Origin of the sequence: Bradyrhizobium dasycarpum (assembly GCF_042019905.1) — a bacterium.
In the GTDB taxonomy this organism is placed as follows: Bacteria; Pseudomonadota; Alphaproteobacteria; order Rhizobiales; family Xanthobacteraceae; genus Bradyrhizobium; species Bradyrhizobium japonicum_B.
This window is the reverse complement of the sequence record NZ_CP169574.1, coordinates 4,393,095-4,417,806: the sequence shown is the minus strand read 5'-3', so window position 1 is coordinate 4,417,806 and position 24,712 is coordinate 4,393,095. Positions and strand designations below refer to the sequence as shown.

Here is a 24,712-nt window from a genome sequence, read left to right as displayed (position 1 = left end):
GAGACGCTATCAGCGCGCAGCGGCGACCGCGCGCTGGGCCATCACCTTGACGAGATTGGCGCGGTACTCCGCCGTGCCGTGGATATCGGCCAGCAGTCCGCTCGCCGAAATCGTCACGTTGTCGATCGCCGATGGTGACCAGTTCGCCTTCAGCGCGGCTTCGATGGCGGGCACCCGCATCACGCCGCTCTGCGAGGCACCGGTCGCTGCGACGCGAACCTCGCCTGCCTTGGTCTGGGCCACGAACACCCCGGTCAGTGCGAAGCGCGAGGCCGGATGGCGCATCTTCTCGTAACCTGCCTTCGCCGGCACCGGGAACGACACGGCGGTGATGATCTCGCCGTCCTCCAGGGCCGTGGTGAACAGACCCTTGAAGAAGTCGTCCGCCGCAATCGACCGCTTGTTGGTCTTGACGGTGGCGCCGAGCGCGAGCAGCGCGGCCGGGAAGTCCGCGGCGGGATCGTTGTTGGCAATCGAGCCGCCGATCGTGCCGCGATAGCGCACGGCAGGGTCGCCCAGCACCGAGGTGAGATGAGCGATCGCGGGAATCGCCTTCTTCACGTCGGCGTTCGTCATGATGTCGTAATAGGTCGTGGCGGCCTTGATGGTCAGCGTGTCGCCCGACAATTCGACGCCCTGCAGCTCCTTGATCTTGCCGAGGTCGATGACGTCGGAGGGGCTTGCGAGGCGCTGCTTCATCACAGGCAGCAGCGTTTGGCCGCCGGCAAGGAACTTCGCTTCGCTGCTCTTGCCGAACAGGCTGACGGCCTCGTCGACCGAAGAAGCGCGATGATAGGTGGTCTGGTACATCTTGGTTGCTCCTGAAATCTCTTCTCTGTCATTCCGCGATGCGCCGCAGGCGCAGACCCGGATCTCGAGGTTGAATTCGTGGCTCCAGATTCCGGGTTCGACGCTGCGCGTCGCCCCGGAATGACGATGATGAACGGCTAAGCCGCGTGGATGGTGCGCCAGACCCGGTCAGGGGTCGCGGGCATTTCCAGATTGTTCTTGCCGATCGCATCCGTGATCGCGTTGATCACGGCCGCTGACGCCCCGATCGCGCCGGCCTCACCGCACCCCTTGATGCCGAGCGGATTGCCCGGGCACAGCGTCGTGGTGTGGGAGAGGTTGAAGGAGGGCACGTCGTCGGCGCGCGGCATGGCGTAGTCCATGAACGAGGCCGTGACCGGCTGGCCGTTGGCATCGTAGATCGCATGCTCGAGCAGGGCCTGCCCGATGCCTTGAACAAGGCCGCCATGGACCTGGCCCTCGACGATCATCGGGTTGATCAGCCGGCCGAAATCGTCGGCCGCGACGAAGTTGACGAAGGACGTCTTGCCGGTGCCGGGATCGACCTCGAGCTCGCAGATATAGGTGCCGGCCGGGAAGGTGAAGTTGGTCGGATCGTAGAAGGCGCTCTCCTTCAGGCCCGGCTCCATCCCGTCGGGCAGATTGTGCGCGGTGTAGGCCGCGAGCGCGACCATCGGCAGTGCGATCGCCTTGTCGGTGCCGGTCACCTTGAACTCGCCGTTCTCGATGACGATGTCGGCCTCGGAAGCTTCCAGCGCATGGGCCGCAATCTTCTTGGCCTTCGATTCCATCTTCTCCATAGCCTTCAGGATCGCGGTAAGGCCGACGGCCGCCGATCGCGAGCCATAGGTGCCCATGCCGAACTGCACCTTGTCGGTGTCGCCGTGGACGATCGAGACCTGGCTGATGGGTACGCCGAGCCGCTCCGCGACAAGCTGGCAGAACGTGGTCTCATGACCCTGGCCGTGACTGTGCGACCCCGTCAGGATCTCGATGGTGCCGACCGGATTGACGCGCACCTCGGCCGATTCCCACAGACCGACGCCGGCACCCAGGCTGCCGACCGCCTTCGACGGCGCGATGCCGCAGGCCTCGATGTAGCAGGACACGCCGATGCCGCGCAGCTTGCCGTCGGCTTTCGCCTTGGCCTTGCGGGCGGGGAAGCCGGCATAGTCGATCGCCTTCATCGCGGCATCGAGCGACGCGTTGAAGTCGCCGGTGTCGTAGGCCATGATCACGGGCGTCTGGTGCGGGAACTGGGTGATGAAGTTCGTCCGCCGCAGCTCGGTCGGATCGACCTTGAGCTGGCGCGCCGCCGTTTCCATCAGACGTTCGATCAGATAGCTCGCCTCGGGACGGCCTGCGCCGCGATAGGCGTCGACCGGCGTGGTATTGGTGTAGACCCCGATCACCTCGGCATGGATCGCCGGAATGTTGTACTGGCCCGACAGCAGCGTCGCGTAGAGATAGGTCGGCACCGAGGACGAGAACAGCGACATGTAGGCGCCGAAATTGGCGTAGGTCTTCACCTTGAAGCCGGTAATCTTGTTGTTGGCGTCGAACGCCATCTCGGCATGGGTCACATGGTCGCGGCCATGCGCGTCGGTGAGGAAGGCCTCGGTGCGGTCGCCGGTCCATTTCACGGGACGGCCGACCTTCTTGAGGCCCACAGCGCCACCATCTCCTCGGGATAGATGAAGATCTTGGAGCCGAAGCCGCCGCCGACGTCGGGGGCGATCACGCGCAGCTTGTGCTCGGGCGCGATGTTGTAGAACGCCGACAGCACGAGGCGGGCGACGTGCGGGTTCTGCGAGGTCGTGTAGAGCGTGAAGTGCTCTTCGGCGGCATCGTAATCGGCGATCGCCGCCCGCGGCTCCATGGCATTGGGGGCGAGGCGGTTGTTGGTGACGTCGAGCTTCACCACATTGGCGGCCTTGGCGAAGGCGGCATTCACGGCGCCCTCGTCGCCGATCACCCAGTCATAGACCTGGTTGCCGGGCGCTTCGGGATGAAGCTGCGGCGCGCCCGATTTGATCGCGGCCTGGACGTCGGCGACCGCGGGGAGCTCTTCATAATCGACGACGACCGCTTCCGCGGCATCGCGCGCCAGATTCTTGCTTTCGGCGATCACGACCGCGACGGCCTGTCCGACGAAGCGCACCGTCTCCGGCGCCATCGCCGGCCATGCGCCCATCTTCATCGGGCTGCCGTCCTTGGAGGTGATGGCCCAGCCGCAGATCAAATTGCCGACCTTGTCGTCGACGATCTCTCGGCCCGTGAGCACCGCGACCACGCCCGGCATCTTCAGCGCGGCCGACGAATCGATCTTCTTGACCTTGGCGTGGGCGTGCGGGCTGCGGATGAAATGGGCATGGGTCATGCCCGTCAGCTTGATGTCGTCGACGTAGCGGCCCTTGCCGGTGATGAAACGCTTGTCTTCCTTGCGCACGACGCGCGCGCCGATACCTTCAACACCCATGTCTGGTCCTCCCGACCGGAAATTTTATGGCTGCGCTTTCCTTCGAAAGCAGCAGGCGGTGATTCTTCTTTCGAGGCGCGCCGCTTTACTCGGCCGCCTGCGAGACCTTCATGCGCCGGGCTGCATCCAGCACGGCCTTGACGATGTTGTGGTAGCCGGTACAGCGGCAGATATTGCCTTCCAGCTCGCTGCGGACGGTCGCCTCGTCGAGCTGACCACCATGGCGATGCACGATGTCGATCGCCGACATGATCATGCCCGGCGTGCAATAGCCGCATTGCAGGCCATGATTGTCGCGGAAGGCGGCCTGCATCGGGTGCAGCTCGTCGCCCTTGGCGATGCCCTCGATGGTGGTGATGGTGGCGCCGTCGGCCTGACCCGCCAGCATGGTGCAGGATTTCACCGCCCTGCCATCCATGTGGACCACGCAGGCCCCGCACTGGCTGGTGTCGCAGCCGACATGGGTCCCGGTGAGGTTGAGGTGATCGCGAAGGAGCTGGACCAGCAGCGTGCGGTCCTCGACATCGACGGCAACGGCCTTGCCGTTCACCGTCAGTTTGACTGTAGACACTTGAAGTCCTCCCAAAGTGATTTTGATTGGTTCTAATTAGAGACAGCGCAACGGAACTTTGCAACTGGCATTTTGATGATCGCGCGTCATGGAAAGGTCATCGTCGCGGCGCGCGATTCGGTCATGGCGCTCCAAGCCGCCGCCACCACGTGGCGCAGCGCAAGGCAGGTCTGGAAATTCGGCATCGCCTCCGTGGCAATGTCGCAGCGTCGAGGCCGCGTATCGCCGCCGCTCGCGCGCGAGTTCAGCCCTGTCGCACGTCGTTCTCCCCTCGATGTCTTGTTCCTTGCCGTCAATAGGAGCACGTGGCCGCGGTTTTGTAATCGCGATCTTGGTAGTATGCGGCTGAATTATAACTAATTGATTTTGCTATTGATATTCTGAGGCGATGGGAGTTGCACCCCGCCGCCTCGCGCCGCGTGCGCTCGCCTCCTACTTCCTGGCGATTGTTCGACGGCTTGTGCCGCACTATCCGCGCTGACCGAGCACAATGGAGGGCGGAACGATGCAGATGAACGACAGCCAGCGCATCCCGGCGCCGAAAGCGAAGGTCTGGGCCGCGCTCAACGACCCCGAGATTCTGAGACGCTGCATTCCCGGCTGCCAATCGCTGGAGATGACGTCGCCCACGGAGATGACGGCCATCGTGGTGCTGAAGGTCGGCCCGGTGAAGGCGACGTTCAGCGGCAAGGTCACGCTGACCGATATCGATGCGCCCAACGGCTACCGCATCGTCGGCGAGGGCGCCGGCGGCGTCGCCGGCTTCGCCAAGGGCGGCGCAAAGGTCAGGCTCGCCGACGAGTCGCCGGACGTCACCATCCTGCATTACGAAGCCGACGCGCAGATCGGCGGCAAGCTCGCGCAGCTCGGCGCGCGGTTGATCGAGTCGACATCGCGAAAACTTGCCGCGAGCTTCTTCGACAACTTCGCCGCATTGGTAGCGCCGTCATCGTGACCGATGCGCGATCGCGGCGCGATGCCGCCTGAATTCGATTGCGCGTTTCGAGCTGCAAAACAAGGGCAAGACGCGAGGCGGGACAACGAGATGAGCGGCCAAAGCCGCCAATGATTTGCACTACTACCTTCCGCCTATACTAAGCGCGAGAAGCCGATGCTGTAATTTCCAACGATGGTTCGCAGACGAACTGCGCATCGCGAGCGCAACGCGCTCAGGCGTCCAACGTGGCGTGCACAACAACATCGTGGAGGGAATACATGACCTTTGGAACGAAGGGATTCTTGGCTGGCATCTCGATGATTGCGGTGCTGGCCGCCGTGAACTCGGGCGTTCGCGCCAACGACTCGGTGATCAAGGCGCAATCCGAGTCAAACCAGTGGGCCGTTGCCGGCCACGACTACGCCAATACGCGCTACAGCCCGCTCAAGCAGATCAACACCGAGAACGCCGGCAAGCTGACGCTTGCTTATTCGTTCTCGCTGGCGTCGCTGCGCTCGAACGAATCCTCGCCGATCGTCATCGGCAACACGCTGTACGTGTCGAGCTCCTGGGGCCCGAAATACGTCTATGCGCTCGATGCCGCGACGGGGCAGCGCAAGTGGACCTGGGAGCCCGAGATTCCCGAGGACGTGCTGCAATATGCCTGCTGCGACGTGAACAATCGCGGCGTCTCCTATGCGGACGGAAAGATCTTCGTCGGCCGTCTCGACGGCAAGCTGACGGCGCTCGATGCCGCCACGGGCAAGTCGCTGTGGACCACCAAGGTCGTCGATTACAAGCAGGGCTCGGTCATCACCTCGCCTCCGCTGGTCGTGCGCGACAAGGTCATCACCGGGTTCGGCGGCGGCGAATACGGCGTGCGCGGCTCGCTCCAGGCCTTCGACATCAACACCGGCAAGCAATTGTGGCAGACCTTCACGGTCCCGAGTCCGGACGAGCCCGGTGGCGACACCTGGAAGGGCGATTCCGCCCAGCATGGCGGCGGTGCGGCCTGGCTGGTCGGCTCCTACGATCCCAAGACCGACACCGTCTATTGGGGCACCAGCAATCCCGGTCCGTGGAACACCGGTGTCCGTTCGACCGGCGACGGCAATTTCGGCAAGCTGACCAACCTCTACACCGCTTCGACGCTCGCGCTCGATCCCAACACCGGCAAGATCAAGTGGCACATCCAGACCACGCCGGCCGACGCCTGGGACTATGACGGCGTCAACGAGGCCGTGCTCGCGGACCTGAAGATCGGCGGCAACACCGTTCCGGCGCTGATGAAGGCGGATCGCAACGGCTACTTCTTCGTCGCCAACCGCGAGACCGGCAAGGTGCTCTCGGCGGAGAAATACGTCTTCTCCAACTGGGCGACGAAGTGGGACGTCAACACCATGCGCGCGGTGGAAGACCCGGATAAGCGTCCGGGGCCGGGCCATCCCGCCAAGGACATCTGCCCGAACCTGATCGGCGGCAAGAACTGGCAGCCGATGTCCTTCAATCCGCAGACTGGCCTCGTCTACATTCCCTCCAACAACGTTTGCATGGACTGGTCGGTCTCCGACGTCTCCTACAAGCGCGGCGTGTTCTATCTCGGCGCCGAATTCCCGACCAAGGAAGGTCCCGGCGGCTTCCTCGGCGAGCTCGTGGCCTGGGATCCGGTGGCGCAGAAGAAGGTCTGGTCGATCAAGGAAGACCTGCCGTTCAACGGCGGCACGCTGACCACGGGCGGCGGCCTCGTGTTCGCCGGCAACCTTCACGGCGACTTCCGCGCCATCGATGCGAAGAGCGGCAAGGTGCTCTGGAGCAGAAATCTCGGCTCCGGCATTGGCGCGGGGCCGGTGACCTATGAGGTCGGCGGCAAGCAATATGTCGCCATCGTCGTCGGTCGCACGGCCTCGATACCTGCGTTCCTGGGCGATATTGGAAAGAAGATGACGGCCGCAGCTCCCGAGGGCGGTTCGCTCTTCGTGTTCTCCGTCCAGTGACGACTCGCGCGCGTATCCCAAAGGTGACGGGATACGCGCGCGCTTTCCGACATCGCGCGGCGACGGCACAGGCCTGTCCTCGGCTCAGACCCCATGCCGCAACGCCTGATCCACCCATTCCCAACTGCCGGAGACGAGGATGCGTCCGATCAATCCAGGAAACGGCAAGCGCCGACATCACAGCATTGCGGGACGGCTCGCATGGGTCGCAATCTCCGCGACGATTGCATCGGCCCCGGCCGTTCATGCCGACGAGACGAAGCCATTCCGCCTGTGCGCCGATCCGACCAATCTGCCGTTCTCGAGCGATAATCCATCGCAGCCGGGCTTCTATGTCGAAATCGGCCAGGCGCTGGCGCAGGCGCTCGGTCAACCGATCACGTACGATTGGTACAAATCCTATTTCGGCAAGCGGACCGTGCGGGTCACGCTGCTGGGCAGGCAATGCGACGCCATGATCGGCCTGCCGCGCTCCGAGGATTTCATGGGGTCGGCCGTGATCTTCTCAGGCACCATCGCCAAGGAAGGCTATGCGCTGGTCGCCGCGAAAGGTCAGGCGATCGGCGGCGTGGACGACCTCAGAGGCAAACGGGTCGCCGTCCAGTACGCCAGCACGCCGCAAAATCTGCTCGCGACGCGTGACGACATCCGGAAGGTGACCGTGCTGTCACCCGAGGAAGCCATGCAGGCGCTCGATCAGGGCAGGGCGGACGTCGCCTTCATCTGGGGGCCCGTCGCCGGCTGGTTGAACATGACCGCCTACAACGATCGCTATCAGATCCGGCTCACCGAAGGCGAAGGCCTGTCATGGGATGCCGCCATCGGCTTCGCGAAGGGATCGACCGAGCTCCGCGATCGCGTCGACGCGATCCTGCCGACACTTCGGACGACGATCGCCGCTCTCGCGGTGAAATACGGTCTGCCGGCCGGACAGCCCGTCATCCGCTTCGGTACGGCCGAGGCCGCGCCGGCGGGAACCACGACCGGAGCGGGGCCCGGCGCGGCCGTAGGGCAGGTCGCAAATGTGGTGGCGACCGAGACCAAGGGCGATGCAGCGGCGCCGAATGCGGAGACCGCGCGTGCAGGCAAGGAGATCTTCAACGGAACCTGCGCGCATTGCCACGGCCCCGACGCCATCCAGAGCGAGCGGAAGATCGACCTGCGGCTGTTGCGTCACCGTTACGGCGACGACATGCGCGACACCTTCCTGAAGACCGTGCATGACGGGCGACCGGCCAAGGGCATGCCGGCGTGGAAGGAGGTCTTCACCGACAACCAGTTCGACAGCATCTATTCCTTCCTGCTGACGGTCCAGGTCGAATCGAACGACTGAACGGACGGGGCCGGCAAGATGTGGTAGCGTCCATGCTGCATCTTTCCGGCGCCGGACCGGCACGGGTGGGTGCGCTGCTGCCGCCGGGTGCGGCGGATCCTTTGGAAGGCGCCATGGCCAGCTTCCTGATCATCGACGATCATCCGCTGTTTCGCGAAGCTCTGGGCAACGCCGTGCGGCTGGCCTTGCCGGAGGCCCGCATCCTGGAGGCGATGTCGATCGGGGATGCGCTGGACATCCTGTCGGCCGAGCAGGGGATCGACCTTGCGCTGCTCGATCTGTCGCTGCCGGATGCGACCGGCTTCTCCGGTTTCCTCCGCTTGCGCGAGACCTATCCGCGCCTGCCGGTCGCCATCGTATCGAGCGAGGAGGACCAGCACGTGGTCCGCGAGGCGCTGGCGCTCGGCGCGGCCGGCTACCTGCCGAAGTCGACGTCGAAGCGCGAGCTGGCCCAGTCGATCGAGGGCGTGCTCTCGGGGTCGGTGTCGGTGCCGCGAGATTTCGTGGCGACGCCGCAGCGGCGCAAGGCCGAGACCAGCAAGGCCCTCGAGGTCAAGCTCCGCGAGCTCACGCCGCAGCAGATCCGGGTTCTGGACCTGCTGCGCCGCGGCTACCCGAACCGGCAGATCGCGCAGGAGCTGCAGCTCGCCGAATCCACGGTGAAGGCGCACATCACCGAGATCCTGCGCAAACTGGGCCTGTTCAGCCGCAACAAGGCGATCATCGAGATCGGCAAGATGGACCTGCCCGACCCCAGGAACCGGCCCTATGTGCGGGCCGACCGCGGCAGGCCGCAATGATCGGCCTTGTTGACCTCGATCAAGCCGGCTCGCGCCGGCCGGGACATCCTCGGGCCAAGCTCGACATCCGGCAACGATTTGGGGATGGCTGACGCGTGACCCGGTTTCTGATTGTCGAAGACCATCCGTTGTTTCGCGAGGCGCTCGAAGGCGCGCTGCAAATGGTGGCGCCCGGGGCCGAGATCCTGCAGGCGATGTCGGTCGACGGTGCGCTCGAGCAGCTGGCCGCGGGCGCCGAGCTCGATCTCCTGCTGCTCGATCTGTCGATGCCGGGCACGACCGGCCTCTCGGGCATCGTTCGCATCCGCAAGGCCTTCCCGAAGGTCCCCGTCGTCATCGTGTCGGGACATCAGGATCCCCGAATCATCTCCGGCGCGCTGTCGCTGGGCGTCGCCGGTTACATCTTCAAATCCTGCTCCAAGCAGGAACTGGCCCAGTCGATCGGCGAGGCGCTGCAGGGTCTCGTCTGCCTGCCCGATGCCTATCGCGCGCTGCGGCCGCAGCGGGCCCCAAGTCCCGCCCATGATCTGCTGAAGCGGCTGCACGATCTGACGCCGCAGCAATTGCGGGTGCTCGAAATGCTCAAGCGCGGCCTTCAGAACAAGCAGATCGCCTATGAGCTGAAGATTTCCGAGACCACCGTGAAGGTCCATGTCTCCGACATCCTGCGCAAGCTGAACGTCGTGAGCCGCACCAAGGCGATCGTCGAGATGTCGCGAATCGATTTCGCGACCCTCGCGAGCGACGGGGCCCGGGCCAAGCACGATCGCGCACAGACGGATCAGCAGTGAGGCGGATTGCACCGGTCCCATGTCGCAGGTCGGTGCCGCGACCTCGGTGAATCGACAAACAAGTCATGCCATTGGCGGAATGTAATTTGTTACCGCTACTGTGCATGGGGTTGTTTTGCGATATTTGGGTTTCCGCGTCCGCCGTGCGCAGCTAGCTCAGCAGGAACGAGAGCAGCGCGCGCATCTCGGCGGGCTTGACCGGCTTCTTCAAGATCTCGAGGCCGGAGAGGCTCGCTTGCTTGGCGGCCTTCTCGGAATAATCGGCGGTGATGATCATCGCGGGCACGTCGAGCTTGAGGTGTTCCCGGATGTCGGCGATCGCCGACAATCCGCTCTCGCCGTGATCGAGATGAAGATCGGCGATGACCGCGTCGGGCGCTCCGCCCAGCTCGCTGAGCCGCAGCAGCGCGTCCGCAGCCGACGGCGTGGTCGCGACGTCGCAGCCCCACCCTTCCAGCAGGGCGGCCATGGCCTCGGAGCCGGATGGATCGTTCTCGACCAGCAGGATCTTGGCGCCTTCGAGGCCGCCATATTGACGTTCGCTGAGCTTGGGCTCGTGCACCTCGTCGCTGACTTCGGCGAGATCGGCCGGCTCGAGCTCGAGGACGAACGTCGATCCCTTGCCGAGCTGCGACGACAGCCGCACCTCGTGTCCGAGCACGGTTGCGAAGCGGCGAACGATGGAGAGACCGAGCCCGAACCCGGCCTGGTCGGTTGCGCTGGCTTCGCCGCGCTGGAATTCGCGAAAGATGGCCTCCTGTTGCGTCTGCGCAATTCCCGGCCCGGTGTCGGAGACCTGGACGCAGATGCGGTCGCCTCGGCGCCTGCACCCCATCACGACGCCGCCGCTGCGGGTGTAGCGGATGGCATTGGCGAGCAGATTTTGCAGGACGCGCCGCAGCATCATCGCGTCCGACGACACCGCGACCGGCGAGCTGCGGATGCGCAGGGACAGGCCCTGCCGCGCAGCGAGCGGCGCGAATTCGTTGCGAAGCTGCTCGAACAGCGGCGCCAGCGCCAGCGGACGCACGTCGGGTCTGAGCGCGCCGGCGTCGAGCTTGGCGATCTCCAGCAACGAGCGCAACAGATCCTCCAGCGTCACCAGCGAACGGTCGACCTGGTCGATCAGCAGGCCCGCCTCCTGCGCCTCCATCATCTCGGCCAGCGCCGACAGCGTCAGGCGCGCGGCGTTCAGCGGCTGCAGCAGATCGTGGGTGACAGAGATCAGGACGGACGATTTGAGTGAGCTCGCGGCCTCGGCCTGCTGCTTGGCGCGATACAGACCCTCATTGGCGCGTTCGATCGAATGCAGCGCCTCGCGCAATTGGTAGGTCCGGTCCCGCACCTGGCGGTCGAGCGCGATGGCGGTCTCGAACAGCGAGAAGGCGTTGAGCTGCTGGTCCATCGAGCGCTCGACGCGGGACATCAGCGCGGCATTGATCTTCTTCAGCTTCGCGGCTTCGCGCTGCAGCTGCTCGACCGTATCGGGGTCCTGCCACAGCCCGGTCACGCGGGACGCCTGCCGATGGCGACGCCGGTGAAGGTCTGGTTCACGTGCATCGAGCCGAACTGCTCGCCGTAGGTATGAAAGCCGACGACGCGATTCTGGCGGTAGAGCTCGGACATGTCGCGGGCGAGCTGGTGCTGCTCGGCGTCGAGCCGGCGCAGCAGGCATTCGAAACCGATATAGAGCGAGACCTCGCCGATCTGGTCGCGCGTCTCCGCGAAGGCCTCGCGCGTCGTGCCGACCAGACTGCGCGATGTCGCGGCCGTCAGCACCATGCCTTCGTCGATGGCGCAGAAGAAGTGCAGCGAGCCGTCCGGTTCGACGCGCTGGATCGAGCGGGCGTAGTAGGAGCCGCCGACCCGGACCAGAACGGGATGCGAGGCGAACGAGAACGGGTCGAGCTTTTCGTCCATGATCCCGACGACGCGGGAATATTCCTCGGCCGCGGGCTCGGCGTTCAGCTCCCTGACGGTTCGATTCTCGGTGTCGGCCTCGGTGACCACCATCTTCTGGGGCCGCGGTTCGAAATTGTCACATTTGAAGACCCGGAACGGCAGCGACGTGCTCAACAGGATCAGCAGGGCGGCATTGGTGTAGGCCTTGCCGTCGAAGAACACCCAGGTGCGTTCGAAGCGCATGCCGTCGCCCGCAGATCCCCCGACGATGGGAATGTCGTCGAGCGAGGCATAGATCGCGGACATCACGGCTTCTTCGCGGCGGCACAGGCCGTCGATCAGAACCAGGCCGAACGGATTTCCGCGTTCGCCCTGGGACGATTCCCGCAGCAATTCCTGCCGGAGCTCGGTGCCGATCCTGCGGCCGTCCTCGACGCGGAAACCGTCGAGATTGAGAATCGGCCGCACCACGGCGGAGAAGTCGGCGCGGCTGAAGGCGAGAGCAACGACGCTGTTCTCGTCCCAGCCGTCAGGCGCCAGCTCGCCGGCCGTGGTGCAACCGCAGACCTGGGTCCCGTCGAATTGCCGGCTGATCTCCGCGATGAACTGCTGCGGATCGTAGCATGGGGAGACGAAGAGCAGGACGAGCGCCAGCTCGTCGGATGGGAGCTGAGCGGCGAGGTCGGCAACGGCTTGCGCGACGCCCGCGGCCTTCGACTTCGCGACGGCAACGCCTGACGCACCGCCAAACCGAAAGTCGGTTTGCCCCACTCCGTTTCTCCCTCAAGGACCTGCCCGGTCTGATGCCGAGTGCCTGACAAGTGCCCAAAGAGTATGGCCTTTTTCGTCTGGTCGCAACATTGCGGCCGAATCCGCGGAACGTGTGTTGCGCGACCTGTGGCGTTCGGGCGGGAATTTACCGCCCCTTGACGATTCTGCCCTAATTTTCATCGCGGGTCGGGCGGGGCTGCTCCCGGCCGTGCTGCATTTTGCAAGAGCCGATCTGGGGGTGGGAATGTCCGGGCGTATCAATTCGCCGTCAAAGCGCGCGCTATTTCCCACGCTCAGGTTCCGCGCCAAGATCATCCTGGGCTTTGCGGTCGTGCTCGCCATCTCCGCGGTGAGCCTCGGCTTCGCCTATTTCGGCTTCGAGCGCGTTTCTGAAGGCGTAGGATCCTACCGCAGCAGCGTCTCGGAGGCCGATCTCGCCCGCAATATCGATCGCGAGCTGCTCGGCTATCGTTCGGCGGCCCGTTATTTCGTGGTGACCGGCAAGGAGGACGACGCCAAGGCGGCGCTGGACGCCGAGGCCAGCCTGAAGAATGCGATCGATCAGGCAATCAAGAACGCCAAGCAGCCGGCGCGGCTGGAAAGCCTCAACAAGCTCGCGAAGGAATTCTCCAACTTCTCGGCGACCTTCGCCAAGATCCTGCAGGCCAAGCGTGACAGCGCGCTCCTGGTCCAGAATCAGCTTCAGCGCAACGCCAACCTGCTGAAATACAAGCTCGACGACATCGGCAACAACGCCTCCGACTCCGAGGCGCAGGCGATCGAATTCGGCACCAAGCAGGTCAACGCCCAATTCCAGACCGCGAGTGCAGCCGCGAGCAACTTCATCCTCAATTCGGACCAGGCCGTCGGGGCGAGTGCGATGGCGCGGCTGAAATTCGTCGAGAACTCGCTCGGCGCAGTCTATTCCATGGATGACAAGGTCGTCGCCGGCCTGAAGGAGGCCAAGGCGCTTCTCGCCGCCTATCGCGACGCGCTGGAAAAGCTGATTGCGAAAGCCAAGCTGGTCGACGAGCTCGTCACGGAGATGAGCGGCTCGGCCGGTGCGATCCTGCAAGGCGCCAGCGCCATGAAGGCGGACCTCGTCGCCGAACAGCAACGGTTGGACTCGGAGTCGGAAGCGACCATCGGGCGGACCGAGCGGCTGGTTCTGATCCTTGCCGTCGGCGGCACACTGCTCGGCGCGCTTCTCGCCTTCGTGCTCGGTACCGGCATCTCGCGTCCGATGATCGCGATGTGCAAGGCGATGCGGGAGCTCGCCTCGGGCAATTTCGACGTCGTGCTGCCGGGCCTCGGCCGCAAGGATGAGATCGGCGAGATGGCCGGTGCGGTCGAGGAGTTCAAGGTTCAAGCCGTGGCCAAGGCCGAGCGCGACGCTGCCGCCAGCGAGGTCCAGAACCGGGAGCAGGCCGCAAGCCGCCGCGCCGAGCTGATCCGCTTCGCCGACGATTTCGAGAGCGCGGTCGGCGCCATCGTCTCCAACGTCTCGGCCTCCGCCGTGCAGCTGGAATCGGCGGCCTCCACCCTGACCCGCACCGCCGAGACCACCCAGAGCCTGTCGAGCCAGGTCGCCGGCGTCTCCGAGCAGGCCTCCTCCAACATGCAGTCGGTCGCCACCGCGACCGAGGAGCTGTCCGCCTCGGTCGAGGAGATCGGCCGCCAGGTCCGCGATTCCAGCCGCATCGCGGAGGCCGCCGTGGTCCAGGCCAAGGAGACCGACGGGCGCATCGGAAAACTCTCGCATGCGGCCCAGCAGATCGGCGAAGTGGTCAAGCTGATCACGGCGATCGCCGAGCAGACCAACCTTCTGGCGCTCAATGCCACCATCGAGGCGGCGCGCGCCGGCGAGGCCGGACGCGGCTTTGCCGTGGTCGCCAGCGAGGTGAAGTCGCTGGCGAGCCAGACCGCGAAGGCGACCGACGAGATCTCCTCGCACATCGCGGGCATGCAGGGCGCCACCGCCGAATCGGTTGCCGCGATCAAGGAGATCGGGGCGACCATCGGCCAGATCTCGTCGATCTCGACATCGATCGCCAGCGCGGTCGAGCAGCAGGGCGCGGCGACGCAGGAGATCGCGCGCAGCGTCCAGACCGTGGCGCAGGGCACCCAGACCGCGGCCACCGACATCGGCCAGGTCAACCGTGGCGCCGCCGAGACCGGCTCGGCCTCGGAGGAGGTGCTGCACTCGGCCAAGACGCTGTCGTCCGAAAGCACCCGCCTGCGCGCCGAGCTCGATCGCTTCATGGCCAATATCCGCGCGGCGTAAGCTGCGAAAGGAACGCGCAGAAGGCGTAGGGTGGATGAGCGAAGCGTAATCCACCACCTCGCATCGCGCATCGAGCGTCGAGCGGTGGGTTACGGCTTCGCCTAACCCACCCCCTGATCTCACTGCGCGACGTCCGGGACGCTAGCGGGATATCGGCGCGGTCCTCAATTGTCATGGTGCCGGAAATGTCATGGCGCCGGAAAGCACACCTTAACAACTCCCTTACGGGACTAACCGCCAGTTGCGGCGCCACAAGTTTACCACAGCTTATCCTTTGCCAATTACCGTGCGGGCGAGTCGGAGAGCGGGCTGCTCTCAGGCTGCGCCTGGTTTTCCGCGAATGGAATGGGGTGGGGGAAATGTCGGTCAAGTCCAAGTCGAACCAATCGAAGCTGCCAACTCTGCGGTTTCGCGCAAAAATCATCCTCGGCTTCGTGGCGGTGCTGGCCATCCTCGCCGTCAGCATGGCCTTCGCCTATTTCGGCTTCGAGCGGATTGCCGGTGCCGTGGCCTCCTATCGCACCAGCGTCTCGGAAGCCGACCTCGCGCGGACGGTCGATCGCGAACTGATCGCCTATCAAGGATTGGCACGGGCCTACACCCTGACGGGGGCGGCGGACGACGAGACCGCAGCCAAGGCCGCCGAAGAAAATCTGAAGGGCGCCATCGCCAAGTCGGTCGCCGCCACGACCGGCGCCGCGCGCCGCGAGCAGGTCGGCAAGCTCGAGGCCGAGTTCCAGCGCTTCACGAAGGTGTTCGGAGAGATCATCACGCTGACGCGTGACAACAACAAGATCGCTTCCGAAGAGCTCAACAGCGTCGGCAACAAGATCCGGTTCAAGTTCGACGATCTCGCCGATACTGCCGCGCTGGCAGGGCTGGCATCGGTCCAGACCACGGCCAAGGACATCACCTCGCAATATCTGGCGGTCTCCACCTCGGTCAGCGCCTTCGTCGCCAAGCCGGAGCCGAAGACCGCCGATGGCGTGATCGCCCGCGTCAAATTTCTGGAGACCCTGCTGGTCTCGATCTATGCCAACGACCAGAAGATCACCGACCGCGTGACCGAGATCGGCAATCTGCTGAAGCAGTACCGCAGCTCGTTCACGAAGCTGTCGGAGAACGTGAAGATCATCGTCAAGCTGAACGGCGAGATGACCAAGACCGCGGCGACCATCCTCAAGCTCTCGGACGAGCTGCGGTCGGAGCTGACTGCGGATCAGCAGCGCATCGAAGCGAGCGCCAATGCGACGATCGTGGATACCGAGCGGCTGATGATGATGTTGGCGCTCGGCGGCCTCGCCATCGGAGCCGTGCTCGCCCTGATGCTCGGCAACGGCATCTCGCGTCCGATGATCGCGATGTGCAAGGCGATGCGGGAGCTCGCCTCGGGCAATTTCGACGTCGTGCTGCCGGGCCTCGGCCGCAAGGATGAGATCGGCGAGATGGCCGGCGCGGTCGAGGAGTTCAAGGTTCAGGCCGTGGCCAAGGCCGAGCGCGATGCTGCCGCCAGCGAGGTCCAGAACCGGGAGCAGGCCGCAAGCCGCCGCGCCGAGCTGATCCGCTTCGCCGACGATTTCGAGAGCGCGGTCGGCGCCATCGTCTCCAACGTCTCGGCCTCCGCCGTGCAGCTGGAATCGGCGGCCTCCACCCTGACCCGCACCGCCGAGACCACCCAGAGCCTGTCGAGCCAGGTCGCCGGCGTCTCCGAGCAGGCCTCCTCCAACATGCAGTCGGTCGCCACCGCGACCGAGGAGCTGTCCGCCTCGGTCGAGGAGATCGGCCGCCAGGTCCGCGATTCCAGCCGCATCGCCGAGGCCGCCGTGGTCCAGGCCAAGGAGACCGACGGGCGCATCGGAAAACTCTCGCATGCGGCCCAGCAGATCGGCGAAGTGGTCAAGCTGATCACGGCGATCGCCGAGCAGACCAACCTTCTGGCGCTCAATGCCACCATCGAGGCGGCGCGCGCCGGCGAGGCCGGACGCGGCTTTGCCGTGGTCGCCAGCGAGGTGAAGTCGCTGGCGAGCCAGACCGCGAAGGCGACCGACGAGATCTCCTCGCACATCGCGGGCATGCAGGGCGCTACCGCCGAATCGGTTGCCGCGATCAAGGAGATCGGGGCGACCATCGGCCAGATCTCGTCGATCTCGACGTCGATCGCCAGCGCGGTCGAGCAGCAGGGCGCGGCGACGCAGGAGATCGCGCGCAGCGTCCAGACCGTGGCGCAGGGCACCCAGACCGCGGCCACCGATATCGGCCAGGTCAACCGCGGCGCGGCCGAGACCGGCTCGGCCTCGGAGGAGGTGCTGCACTCGGCCAAGACGCTGTCGTCCGAAAGCACCCGCCTGCGCGCCGAGCTCGATCGCTTCATGGCCAATATCCGCGCGGCGTAAGCTGCGAAAGGAACGCGTAGGGTGGATGAGCGAAGCGTAATCCATCACCTCGAATCGCGCATCGAGCGTTGAGTGGTGGGTTACGGCTTCGCCTAACCCACCCTCCTGATCTCACTCCCTCCCGAATGCCCGCTTCAGCTCGACCTTTGCCTTCTCCAGACGCGAGCGCTGTGTCTTCGGCAAGGTCTTGCCGGCGCGGTTGATGTAGAAGGTCAGCATCGACAGCGCCGAACGATAGGCGCCGGTCTTGCGTCGTGAGCTGTGCTCGGCCGATTGCTTCAACGAGATCGCGATCTTCTTCGGGCTGGTCAGCTTGAACACGCCCTGCTTGAGGTCGAGCGCGTCGCTCTCTTTCGTCACACGTTGCGACCAGCGCTTCGGCGCCGCGCGTTTGGTGCTCTTGCGCGCAATCGTGCTGCGCCGCGTGCTCGTCTTCCGGCCGCCGGACTTGCGTGGGCCGCTGTTTCGAGAATGTGTCCTCTTTCTGACATGAGCCATGCGTCAACTCCCTGCGGCTGCTTCGGAAACGAGCGGACCCCGGAGCCGTTCCTGCGGGAACCCGACCTCGCCGCAGGCGTTGTCGCAGGGGCAGGCGGAATGCCGCACCCCGACGATCGGACCAACCCCGTTCACATCCTGACCGGGGCCGCAGCCATTGATCGAGCGCAACAGCCTGATGGAATTGCAGCAAAGCCCAGCGCTGAACTACGCACCGACGGTGTCGGCGGCCGTCACCGACCGCATCGTCGAGACCAGTATTCCGGCGCGGCTCGACGCGCTGCCCTGGAGCGGCTTTCACACCCGCGTCGTGCTCGCGCTCGGCATCACCTGGATCCTTGACGGGCTCGAGGTGACATTGGCCGGCGCGCTGTCCGGCGCACTGAAACAGAGTCCGTCGCTGCAATTCTCCAACCTCGATCTCGGCATCGCCAATTCGGCCTATCTCGCCGGCGCCGTGCTCGGCGCGCTCGGCTTCGGCTGGCTCACCGACCGCATCGGCCGCAAGAAGCTGTTCTTCATCACGCTGGCGCTCTACCTTTCGGCCACGGCCGCGACCGCTCTGTCATGGGACGTGGCGAGCTACGCATTGTTCCGGTTCCTCACCGGTGCCGGCATCGGCGGCGAATATACCGCGATCAACTCGACCATCCAGGAACTGGTGCCGGCGCGCTATCGCGGCTGGACCGATCTCGTCATCAACGGCAGTTTCTGGATCGGCGCCGCGATGGGCGCGGTGGCGGCCATCGTGCTGCTCGATCCCGCCGTGATCGCGCCCGATTTCGGCTGGCGGCTCGCTTATCTGATCGGTGCCGCCGTCGGTCTCGTCGTGCTGCTGATGCGCATGTGGATTCCGGAAAGTCCGCGCTGGCTGATGATCCATGGCCGTCCCGACCAGGCTCATGCGATCGTCGACGAGATCGAACGCTCGGTGATCGGGCACGATCAGGATATCAGCGAGGCGCGCTTCCCCAAGATCCGGCTGAAGATGCGCGATCACACGCCGATCCGCGAGGTCGTGCACACGCTGTTCTCAACGTATCGCCAGCGCGCGGTGGTCGGCCTCGTGCTGATGAGCGCGCAGGCGTTCTTCTACAATGCCATCTTCTTTACCTTCGCGCTGGTGCTGACCGATTTCTACGGCATCAGGGCCGATCACGTCGGCTGGTACCTGCTGCCCTTCGCCGCCGGCAATTTCCTCGGGCCCCTGCTGCTCGGCCGGCTGTTCGATACGCTGGGACGCCGCACCATGATCATGTTCACCTATGGCATGTCGGGCCTGCTGCTGGCGCTGTCGGGCTATCTGTTCTCCATCGGCGCGCTCAGTGCGCAGGGACAGACCGTCGCCTGGATGGTGATCTTCTTCTTTGCCTCGCCGGCCGCTAGCGCGGCCTATCTCACCGTCAGCGAGACCTTTCCGCTCGAAGTTCGCGCGCTGGCGATCGCGGTGTTCTACGCCGTCGGCACCGGCATCGGCGGCGTGATCGGGCCGGCGCTGTTCGGTGCGCTGATCGACACGGGATCACGCACCAGCGTGTTCGCCGGCTATCTGCTGGGGGCAGTCCTGATGCTCGCGGCCGCGATCGTGGCGTGGCGCTATGCCGTCTCGGCGGAGCGCAAATCGCTCGAACAAATCGCGCGGCCGCTCGCCTTTATGGAGTAGACTGATGAAATCGGAACTTGCAGAAATGGCGATGGACCAGCAGCCCACAATATTCGACGATGAGGCGCCCGAAACGGTGCCGGTGCCGCATGCGCTGGTGCCGCATCTCGACGAGACCGCAATTCTGCTCGACATCGACGGGACCCTGCTCGACCTGATGCCGACGCCGCGTGAGGTGTGGGTGCCGCCGGGTCTGTCGGAGACGCTGAACCGGTTGACCGAGCGCACGTCCGGTGCGCTGGCGCTGGTCAGCGGCCGCTCGCTCAACGACATCGACCTGATCTTCGCGCCCGAGGTGTTTCGTGCCGTCGCCGGCCACGGCGCCGAGATGCGGCTGTCGGTGGACAATGAGGCCGATGCCGTGCATGCGCCGCCGCTGGACAAGGAGCTGAAGCGGCGGCTCGCGGCCATCGCCAAGCTCAGCCCGGGCATTCTGCTCGAGGACAAGGGCTATTCGCTCGCTCTGCATTACCGCCTCGCGCCGCATGCGGAGAAGGCGATCTACGAAGCCGTCTCGGTGATCCGCGCCGATCTGCCCAACGCGCCAATCGAGGTGCTCCCCGGCAAGTTCGTGTGCGAGATCAAGCATTCCGGATTCACCAAGGCGACCGGCGTGCGCGAATTGATGAAGCGGGAGCCGTTCAAGGGACGGCGTCCGATCTTCATCGGCGACGACGTCACCGATGAAACCGTCTTCGCGATCATGCCCGACATGAACGGGCTTGCCTTCTCGGTCGGGCGCCGCGCCATGGGCGTGAACGGCCATTTCGACACGCCGAGCGACGTGCGTGCCTTCCTCGCGCACCTGCTCGATCCAAGGTGAAACCAAGGCAGCGCCCTGTCGCAGGTAGAATGAGAAGCGGATCGGCGTCGCTACGCGACGCAATACCTGTTACGCAACCCGATCGCACGAGGTATCGTCGCAACGAAAATTGTCGGGGTTCCGCAAGCGAAACCAGTTCCAACGCGCCCGCCCGATTTTGGTTTCAATTGGTTGAAACGATGATCAGGAACCATATTGATGAACGGCAGTTAAACGGGGTGGAATGAAACAGGAGGGGACGACCTGTGAACTTAGTCGTCGTTTCAAATCGCGTCGCCCGCGGCAAGCCTAACGAGCCCATGACGGGCGGCCTCGCGGCGGCGCTGCTGCCGGTTGTGGAACATTCGGGTGCGATCTGGGTGGGGTCTTCGGGCCGGGTACGGGACGGCCATCAGAAGGAACCGTTCGCCGAGATCGAAGCGCTCGGCGCAGGCGCCATCGCGACCCTGGATCTGCCGGCGGCGCATTACGGCGGCTATTACGAGGGCTTTGCCAATTCGGCGCTGTGGCCGGCGCTGCATTCGCGCAGCGACCTCATTCGCGTTTCGCGCGAAGATTATGTCAGCTATCGCGAGGTCAACGCCTTCATGGCGCGCGCGCTGATGCGCTTCCGAAAAACAAAAACCGCGTTCTGGGTGCAGGACTATCATTTCCTCGCGCTCGGCGCCGAGCTGCGCGACCTCGGCGTCGACGACCCGATCGGCTTCTTCCTGCATACGCCCTGGCCCGTCGCCGCGGTGATGCAAGGCGTTCCCAACCATCGCGAACTGATCACGGCGATGCTGGCCTACGATCTGCTCGGCTTCCAGACCGAGGAGGATCGCCAGAATTTCCTTGGCTATGTCGGCGGCGAGCTCGGCCTTGCCGTCGAGGACGGCGTTGCGGTCTCGCAGCATGGCCGCACGCGCTGTGAAGTGTTTCCGATCGGCATCGACGCTGAGAAGTTCGCGGCTTATGCCGCCAAGTCGGCCTCGCATCCGGACGTGTCGCGGCTGCGGCGCAGCCTCAACGGCGAGCGGCTCGCGATCGGCGTCGACCGCCTCGACTATTCGAAAGGCCTCGTCAACCGCATCAGCGCGTTCGACCGGCTCTGGACCGAGCAGCCGCAATTTGCGCGCAGCATCTCGCTGCTCCAGATCGCCAATCCCTCGCGCGGTGCGATCGAGGCCTACGGCAATCTCCAGAACGAGGTCGCGCGCCTCGTTACCGACGTCAACGGCCGCCACGGCGAGGTCGACTGGACGCCGATCCGCTATTTGAACAAGGGCTTCAGCCAGGCCGTGCTCGCGGGCCTCTACCGGACTGCGCAGGTCGGCGTGGTGACGCCGCTGCATGACGGCATGAACCTCGTCGCCAAGGAATATGTCGCAGCCCAGAACCCGGCCGATCCCGGCGTGCTGGTGCTGTCGAAGTTCGCCGGCGCAGCCAACGAGCTCGACACTGCCTTGCTCGTCAATCCGCACGACATCGACGGTATGGCGCGCGCGATCGCGGTCGCAGCCGCAATGCCGCTCACCGAGCGCAAGATGCGCTGGGACGCGATGATGAAGAAGCTGCGCGGCCACACCATCCAGCAATGGTCGGCGGACTTCGTTGCCGCGCTCGAGAAGTGCAGGACCGAAAAGGCCGCCGTTGCCCCGCTGGCCACGCAACCGCCGCAAGCGCTGCGCTGGCTGAAGTCGGCGATCTCAGGCGTGCGGTTGATTTAAGCTTGCGCGATTTCACCCTCTCTCCTTGTGGGAGAGGGTGGCTCGCCGCGCCAGCGGCGAGCCGGGTGAGGGGTATCTGTCCTCATGCACGATGCTGCGAGGGGAGAGATACCCCTCATCCGGCGCTTCGCGCCACCTTCTCCCACAAGGAGAGAAGGAAAAGCGCACCCTCAATGGCAATACGAGACCCCCTCCAGAATCGCGCACTGCCGCTTGTTCGGCGCGTTGGGATCGTCCATCGGCACCATGCCCTTGCCCTGGCCGACGAACACGCCGGTGCCGACATGCACCGAGCTCTTGTTGCCGATGATCACCGTGGGATGCGGCGCCGAGCTCGAGCGCGTCCCGTCCGGCCAGATGATGGCATTGCCCGACAACATCCCGCGCCGGCCGTCGTCGCAGCTGACGTCGACGCCCTGACGCGTGCAGACCTGGGCCGCGGCGGACGCCGCGAGGGTGGAGCCAAGGGCCGAAATCAGGCCAAGAGCGACAATGGTCTTGCGGATGGTCATGGCTCCCCCGGTCGTGCTCGGCATCCTCACCTGAATCGTCGCGGCAAACCCGTCATGGGTTCAGCCTAAAGGCCGATCAGAGCATCCGCGGCGCCGAATATTATCATGTAAATACAATGGCTTGCGGAAATTTCGTCGGTTTTCCTCGCGATCCCTTGCAAAATCGTCGGCGCCCCTTCAAGAGAGGGCGCTCCGGAGAGATGGCCGAGTGGCTTAAGGCGCACGCTTGGAAAGCGTGTGTGCGGGAAACCGTACCGTGGGTTCGAATCCCACTCTCTCCGCCACGCGATGTTGAAAATATTGGTCAATTCCGGATATGGCGGGGTTGACCCCCGGCTGAACCCCCGGCGCGGACTCGCGCGGTGGCTGTTTTGAAGAATCTCCCAGTTAACTAAGTAGAACAACGTTTGAGCTTGCTCTGCGCATCCATTGACTCTCGGTTCTTGCTTTGTTCTATTGGGCAAAATCCCAGGTTGGACCATGCCCACACTCGAATTCCTGCGCTCGGAGATCGAGCACAGCGCTCGCAGATTGGCCGGCAGCGTAAAGAAATCCTCCAGCTCCAACGTGCTATCTCCACCGCATCCGCCGAGGCGCTCCTGACTAGGATGCAGGCGAAGGTCGAAAGGCTATGCACCGACCGTGACCGCCTGGCAGGCGAGGAGAAGGCTAAGGGACCCACCTACGCGTCCGGTAAACCTCTGAAGGGCACACCAGCGCGCCGCAGGGCCTGATGGACAATCTCCGGCGCTTCCCGGCTCCTTGGGTCATGAAGGAGGACAGGGACGGCTTCCGCGTCTTCGACGCCAGCGGATCTTTCATTTGCGCCGTCCCGCACCGCGAGGACCTGCACCAGCGCAGCTACCAGTACGCCAACGACTTTCTCTCACGGGAGGAGGCGAGGCGAATTGCGAAGGCTATTTCGCGCCTTCCGGAGCTCTTGAAGCGGCCGCAGTATTGAAAGGTGTTCGCCACGAGGAACGCTTTATCACATCGCGTTCCCTGGCCGTTCGGCGGCCGTTCTCATTGACGTTGAAAATACAACCGAGAAAAGCTTTTGCGGTTGTATGTGAGTACGCTATCGGAACGCCGCTTCCTTTCCCAGGTTGGAAAGTCGTGAGTAAGGTAGGTAGACTGCCCGCCGTTGGCCCCCTCGACCGCGGGCTTTTTGTGAGTTGCGTTTATGGCGAAGCGTACCAAGGCACCGGCGAAAAAGCCGCGCGTCTCGTTGCCGGGGTTTATTGCTGCCCAGCTTGCTACCCTAAAGATGAAGGCACCTTCTGGGGCTCAATGGATTCATGAGGTCAAGTACGACGGCTATCGCATCCAGCTCCATATAGATGGCGACGACCGGAAGGTATTCACCCGCAACGGTCTCGACTGGACGCAGAAGTTCTCTGTCATTGCCGGCGCCTTCGACATTGAAGGGCAGGCCATCGTTGATGGTGAGGTGGTGGTCATCCATGAGAGCCGCACCAATTTCTCTGAGCTGCAGGCAGACTTGGGCAGAGGCGACCAAGACCGCTTGTTGTTCTTCGCCTTCGACCTCCTGTGGCTGGATGGTCAGGATCTGCGGAATCTCTCGCAGCTTGCCCGCAAGGAGCTGCTGAAGGACCTGATTGAAAGCAACAAGCTCAAGAAGCCCATCTTCTACAGCGAGCACCATGAAGGTGACGGGCAGGCGCTGTTCGAAGCCGCGAGCAAGCTCAACTATGAGGGCATCGTTTCCAAGCGCGTTGATGCTCCCTACCGTTCAGAGCGCGTCGAAGCCTGGCAGAAAATCAAAGTAGTCCAAAAAGGGAAATTCCCCGTGGTCGGGTTCATCAAGGATCCAACAGGGGTTGCCGCTCTCTACCTCGGCAAGAATGACGGGAAAGACCTGGTCTACATGGGCAAGGTCGGGACTGGCTGGAGCCGAACCACATCACGCAAAATCAGAGACGCCCTCGATACGGTCGTTAGCCCAAAGCAGAAGCTCACCAAGCCAATCAAGAAGCCGATGGCTACCTGGGTCGAGCCGAAGTTTTACGCCGATATCGAATACCGCGACATCACCTCCGAAGGCCTGCTCCGCGCCAGCTCGTTCAAGGGATTGTCTAGGAAATAACTCATTTGATGAGTTTTGGCCGGTGATGTCGCTCTGCTTCGAGTATGATCAGCAAGCACTTGGCGAGGTCCGGCACTATCCGGTGGCAGGACGATCAGAGCCCCCCGACGAGAAGCGGGGAGTTGCAGAAGTAGGCTCACGGACGCCACGCTGAAATAGCAGACTGGACAATGCGTAGGTCAAGCCGCATCCATTGAGCAGTCCAACCATAGTAAGATTGCAACTCTCGCGCGCGCTAGTTAGAAATCTCCATTTATATTATTCGATGGAGATGTGAAGTGCACGGGACATCGGAGTTGAGGAGGGCGGATTTAAGGCTGCGGCTGGACGACATC

At 64.2% G+C, this 24,712-nt stretch carries 17 protein-coding genes, 1 tRNA gene and 1 pseudogene; 12 read left to right on the top strand and 7 right to left on the bottom strand.

What is annotated here, in order from left to right:
* Positions 1-9: 9 nt before the first annotated feature.
* The 3 genes and pseudogenes from ACETMP_RS21215 to ACETMP_RS21205 all read right to left on the bottom strand — a co-directional run bounded on the left by ACETMP_RS21215 (position 10) and on the right by ACETMP_RS21205 (position 3,860).
* Positions 10-810, bottom strand: a complete 801-nt coding sequence (locus ACETMP_RS21215) for an FAD binding domain-containing protein (RefSeq protein WP_375157712.1) — start codon at positions 808-810, stop codon at positions 10-12.
* 137 nt (positions 811-947) lie between these two features.
* Positions 948-3,289 (bottom strand): annotated as a pseudogene (locus ACETMP_RS21210) (xanthine dehydrogenase family protein molybdopterin-binding subunit).
* A gap of 85 nt (positions 3,290-3,374) precedes the next feature.
* Positions 3,375-3,860 (bottom strand): (2Fe-2S)-binding protein, encoded by a 486-nt coding sequence (locus tag ACETMP_RS21205; protein WP_375157711.1) that lies wholly within the window; start codon positions 3,858-3,860, stop codon positions 3,375-3,377.
* A gap of 505 nt (positions 3,861-4,365) precedes the next feature.
* Between ACETMP_RS21205 and ACETMP_RS21200 the strand changes: the two genes are divergently transcribed.
* The 5 genes from ACETMP_RS21200 to ACETMP_RS21180 all read left to right on the top strand — a co-directional run bounded on the left by ACETMP_RS21200 (position 4,366) and on the right by ACETMP_RS21180 (position 9,715).
* Positions 4,366-4,815 carry a carbon monoxide dehydrogenase subunit G gene (locus ACETMP_RS21200; protein ID WP_375157710.1) on the top strand — a complete coding sequence of 150 codons (450 nt, stop codon included), beginning with the start codon at positions 4,366-4,368 and terminating at the stop codon, positions 4,813-4,815.
* Between the two features lie 260 nt (positions 4,816-5,075).
* Positions 5,076-6,791 carry a PQQ-dependent methanol/ethanol family dehydrogenase gene (locus ACETMP_RS21195; RefSeq protein WP_375157709.1) on the top strand — a complete coding sequence of 572 codons (1,716 nt, stop codon included), beginning with the start codon at positions 5,076-5,078 and terminating at the stop codon, positions 6,789-6,791.
* A 139-nt stretch (positions 6,792-6,930) separates the two neighbouring features.
* A complete protein-coding gene (locus tag ACETMP_RS21190) occupies positions 6,931-8,124 on the top strand; it encodes a c-type cytochrome (protein WP_375157708.1) in 1,194 nt (397 codons plus the stop codon).
* A 113-nt stretch (positions 8,125-8,237) separates the two neighbouring features.
* Positions 8,238-8,924: a response regulator gene (locus tag ACETMP_RS21185; RefSeq protein WP_375161951.1), complete on the top strand. Its 687-nt coding sequence runs from the start codon at positions 8,238-8,240 to the stop codon at positions 8,922-8,924.
* Positions 8,925-9,019: 95 nt separating this feature from the next.
* Positions 9,020-9,715, top strand: a complete 696-nt coding sequence (locus tag ACETMP_RS21180) for a response regulator (RefSeq protein ID WP_375157707.1) — start codon at positions 9,020-9,022, stop codon at positions 9,713-9,715.
* Positions 9,716-9,866: 151 nt separating this feature from the next.
* Here the strand turns inward: ACETMP_RS21180 and ACETMP_RS21175 are convergent, their stop codons facing one another.
* Both ACETMP_RS21175 and ACETMP_RS21170 read right to left on the bottom strand, forming a co-directional pair.
* A complete protein-coding gene (locus ACETMP_RS21175) occupies positions 9,867-11,225 on the bottom strand; it encodes an ATP-binding protein (RefSeq protein WP_375157706.1) in 1,359 nt (452 codons plus the stop codon).
* Complete coding sequence (locus ACETMP_RS21170) at positions 11,222-12,388, bottom strand: FIST N-terminal domain-containing protein (RefSeq protein WP_375157705.1); 1,167 nt, start codon at positions 12,386-12,388, stop codon at positions 11,222-11,224. Before ACETMP_RS21170 ends, ACETMP_RS21175 begins: the two co-directional genes overlap by 4 nt.
* 244 nt (positions 12,389-12,632) lie before the next feature.
* Between ACETMP_RS21170 and ACETMP_RS21165 the strand changes: the two genes are divergently transcribed.
* Together ACETMP_RS21165 and ACETMP_RS21160 are read left to right on the top strand one after the other, a co-directional pair.
* Positions 12,633-14,672, top strand: coding sequence for a methyl-accepting chemotaxis protein (locus ACETMP_RS21165; RefSeq protein WP_375157704.1), 2,040 nt, complete (start codon positions 12,633-12,635; stop codon positions 14,670-14,672).
* Positions 14,673-15,031: 359 nt separating this feature from the next.
* Positions 15,032-17,065, top strand: a complete 2,034-nt coding sequence (locus tag ACETMP_RS21160) for a methyl-accepting chemotaxis protein (protein WP_375157703.1) — start codon at positions 15,032-15,034, stop codon at positions 17,063-17,065.
* Between the two features lie 111 nt (positions 17,066-17,176).
* Here ACETMP_RS21160 and ACETMP_RS21155 read toward each other — a convergent pair whose 3' ends face one another.
* Complete coding sequence (locus tag ACETMP_RS21155) at positions 17,177-17,563, bottom strand: DUF3175 domain-containing protein (RefSeq protein ID WP_375157702.1); 387 nt, start codon at positions 17,561-17,563, stop codon at positions 17,177-17,179.
* 178 nt (positions 17,564-17,741) lie between these two features.
* Here ACETMP_RS21155 and ACETMP_RS21150 point away from each other — a divergent pair, with 178 nt between their 5' ends.
* The 3 genes from ACETMP_RS21150 (at position 17,742) to ACETMP_RS21140 (ending at position 21,758) form a co-directional block, all read left to right on the top strand.
* Entirely contained in the window at positions 17,742-19,226 is a 1,485-nt protein-coding gene (locus tag ACETMP_RS21150; RefSeq protein ID WP_375161950.1) for an MFS transporter, read from the top strand.
* Positions 19,227-19,230: 4 nt separating this feature from the next.
* A complete protein-coding gene (otsB, locus tag ACETMP_RS21145) occupies positions 19,231-20,049 on the top strand; it encodes a trehalose-phosphatase (protein WP_375157701.1) in 819 nt (272 codons plus the stop codon).
* 245 nt (positions 20,050-20,294) lie between these two features.
* On the top strand, positions 20,295-21,758 hold the full coding sequence (locus tag ACETMP_RS21140) for a trehalose-6-phosphate synthase (protein WP_375157700.1): 1,464 nt from the start codon (positions 20,295-20,297) through the stop codon (positions 21,756-21,758).
* Between the two features lie 170 nt (positions 21,759-21,928).
* Here ACETMP_RS21140 and ACETMP_RS21135 read toward each other — a convergent pair whose 3' ends face one another.
* Positions 21,929-22,270 (bottom strand): hypothetical protein, encoded by a 342-nt coding sequence (locus tag ACETMP_RS21135; protein WP_375157699.1) that lies wholly within the window; start codon positions 22,268-22,270, stop codon positions 21,929-21,931.
* Between the two features lie 194 nt (positions 22,271-22,464).
* Between ACETMP_RS21135 and ACETMP_RS21130 the strand changes: the two genes are divergently transcribed.
* Positions 22,465-22,554, top strand: a tRNA-Ser gene (locus ACETMP_RS21130).
* A gap of 899 nt (positions 22,555-23,453) precedes the next feature.
* Positions 23,454-24,377: a non-homologous end-joining DNA ligase gene (gene ligD / locus ACETMP_RS21125; protein ID WP_375157698.1), complete on the top strand. Its 924-nt coding sequence runs from the start codon at positions 23,454-23,456 to the stop codon at positions 24,375-24,377.
* The last annotated feature ends 335 nt before the right edge of the window (positions 24,378-24,712 follow it).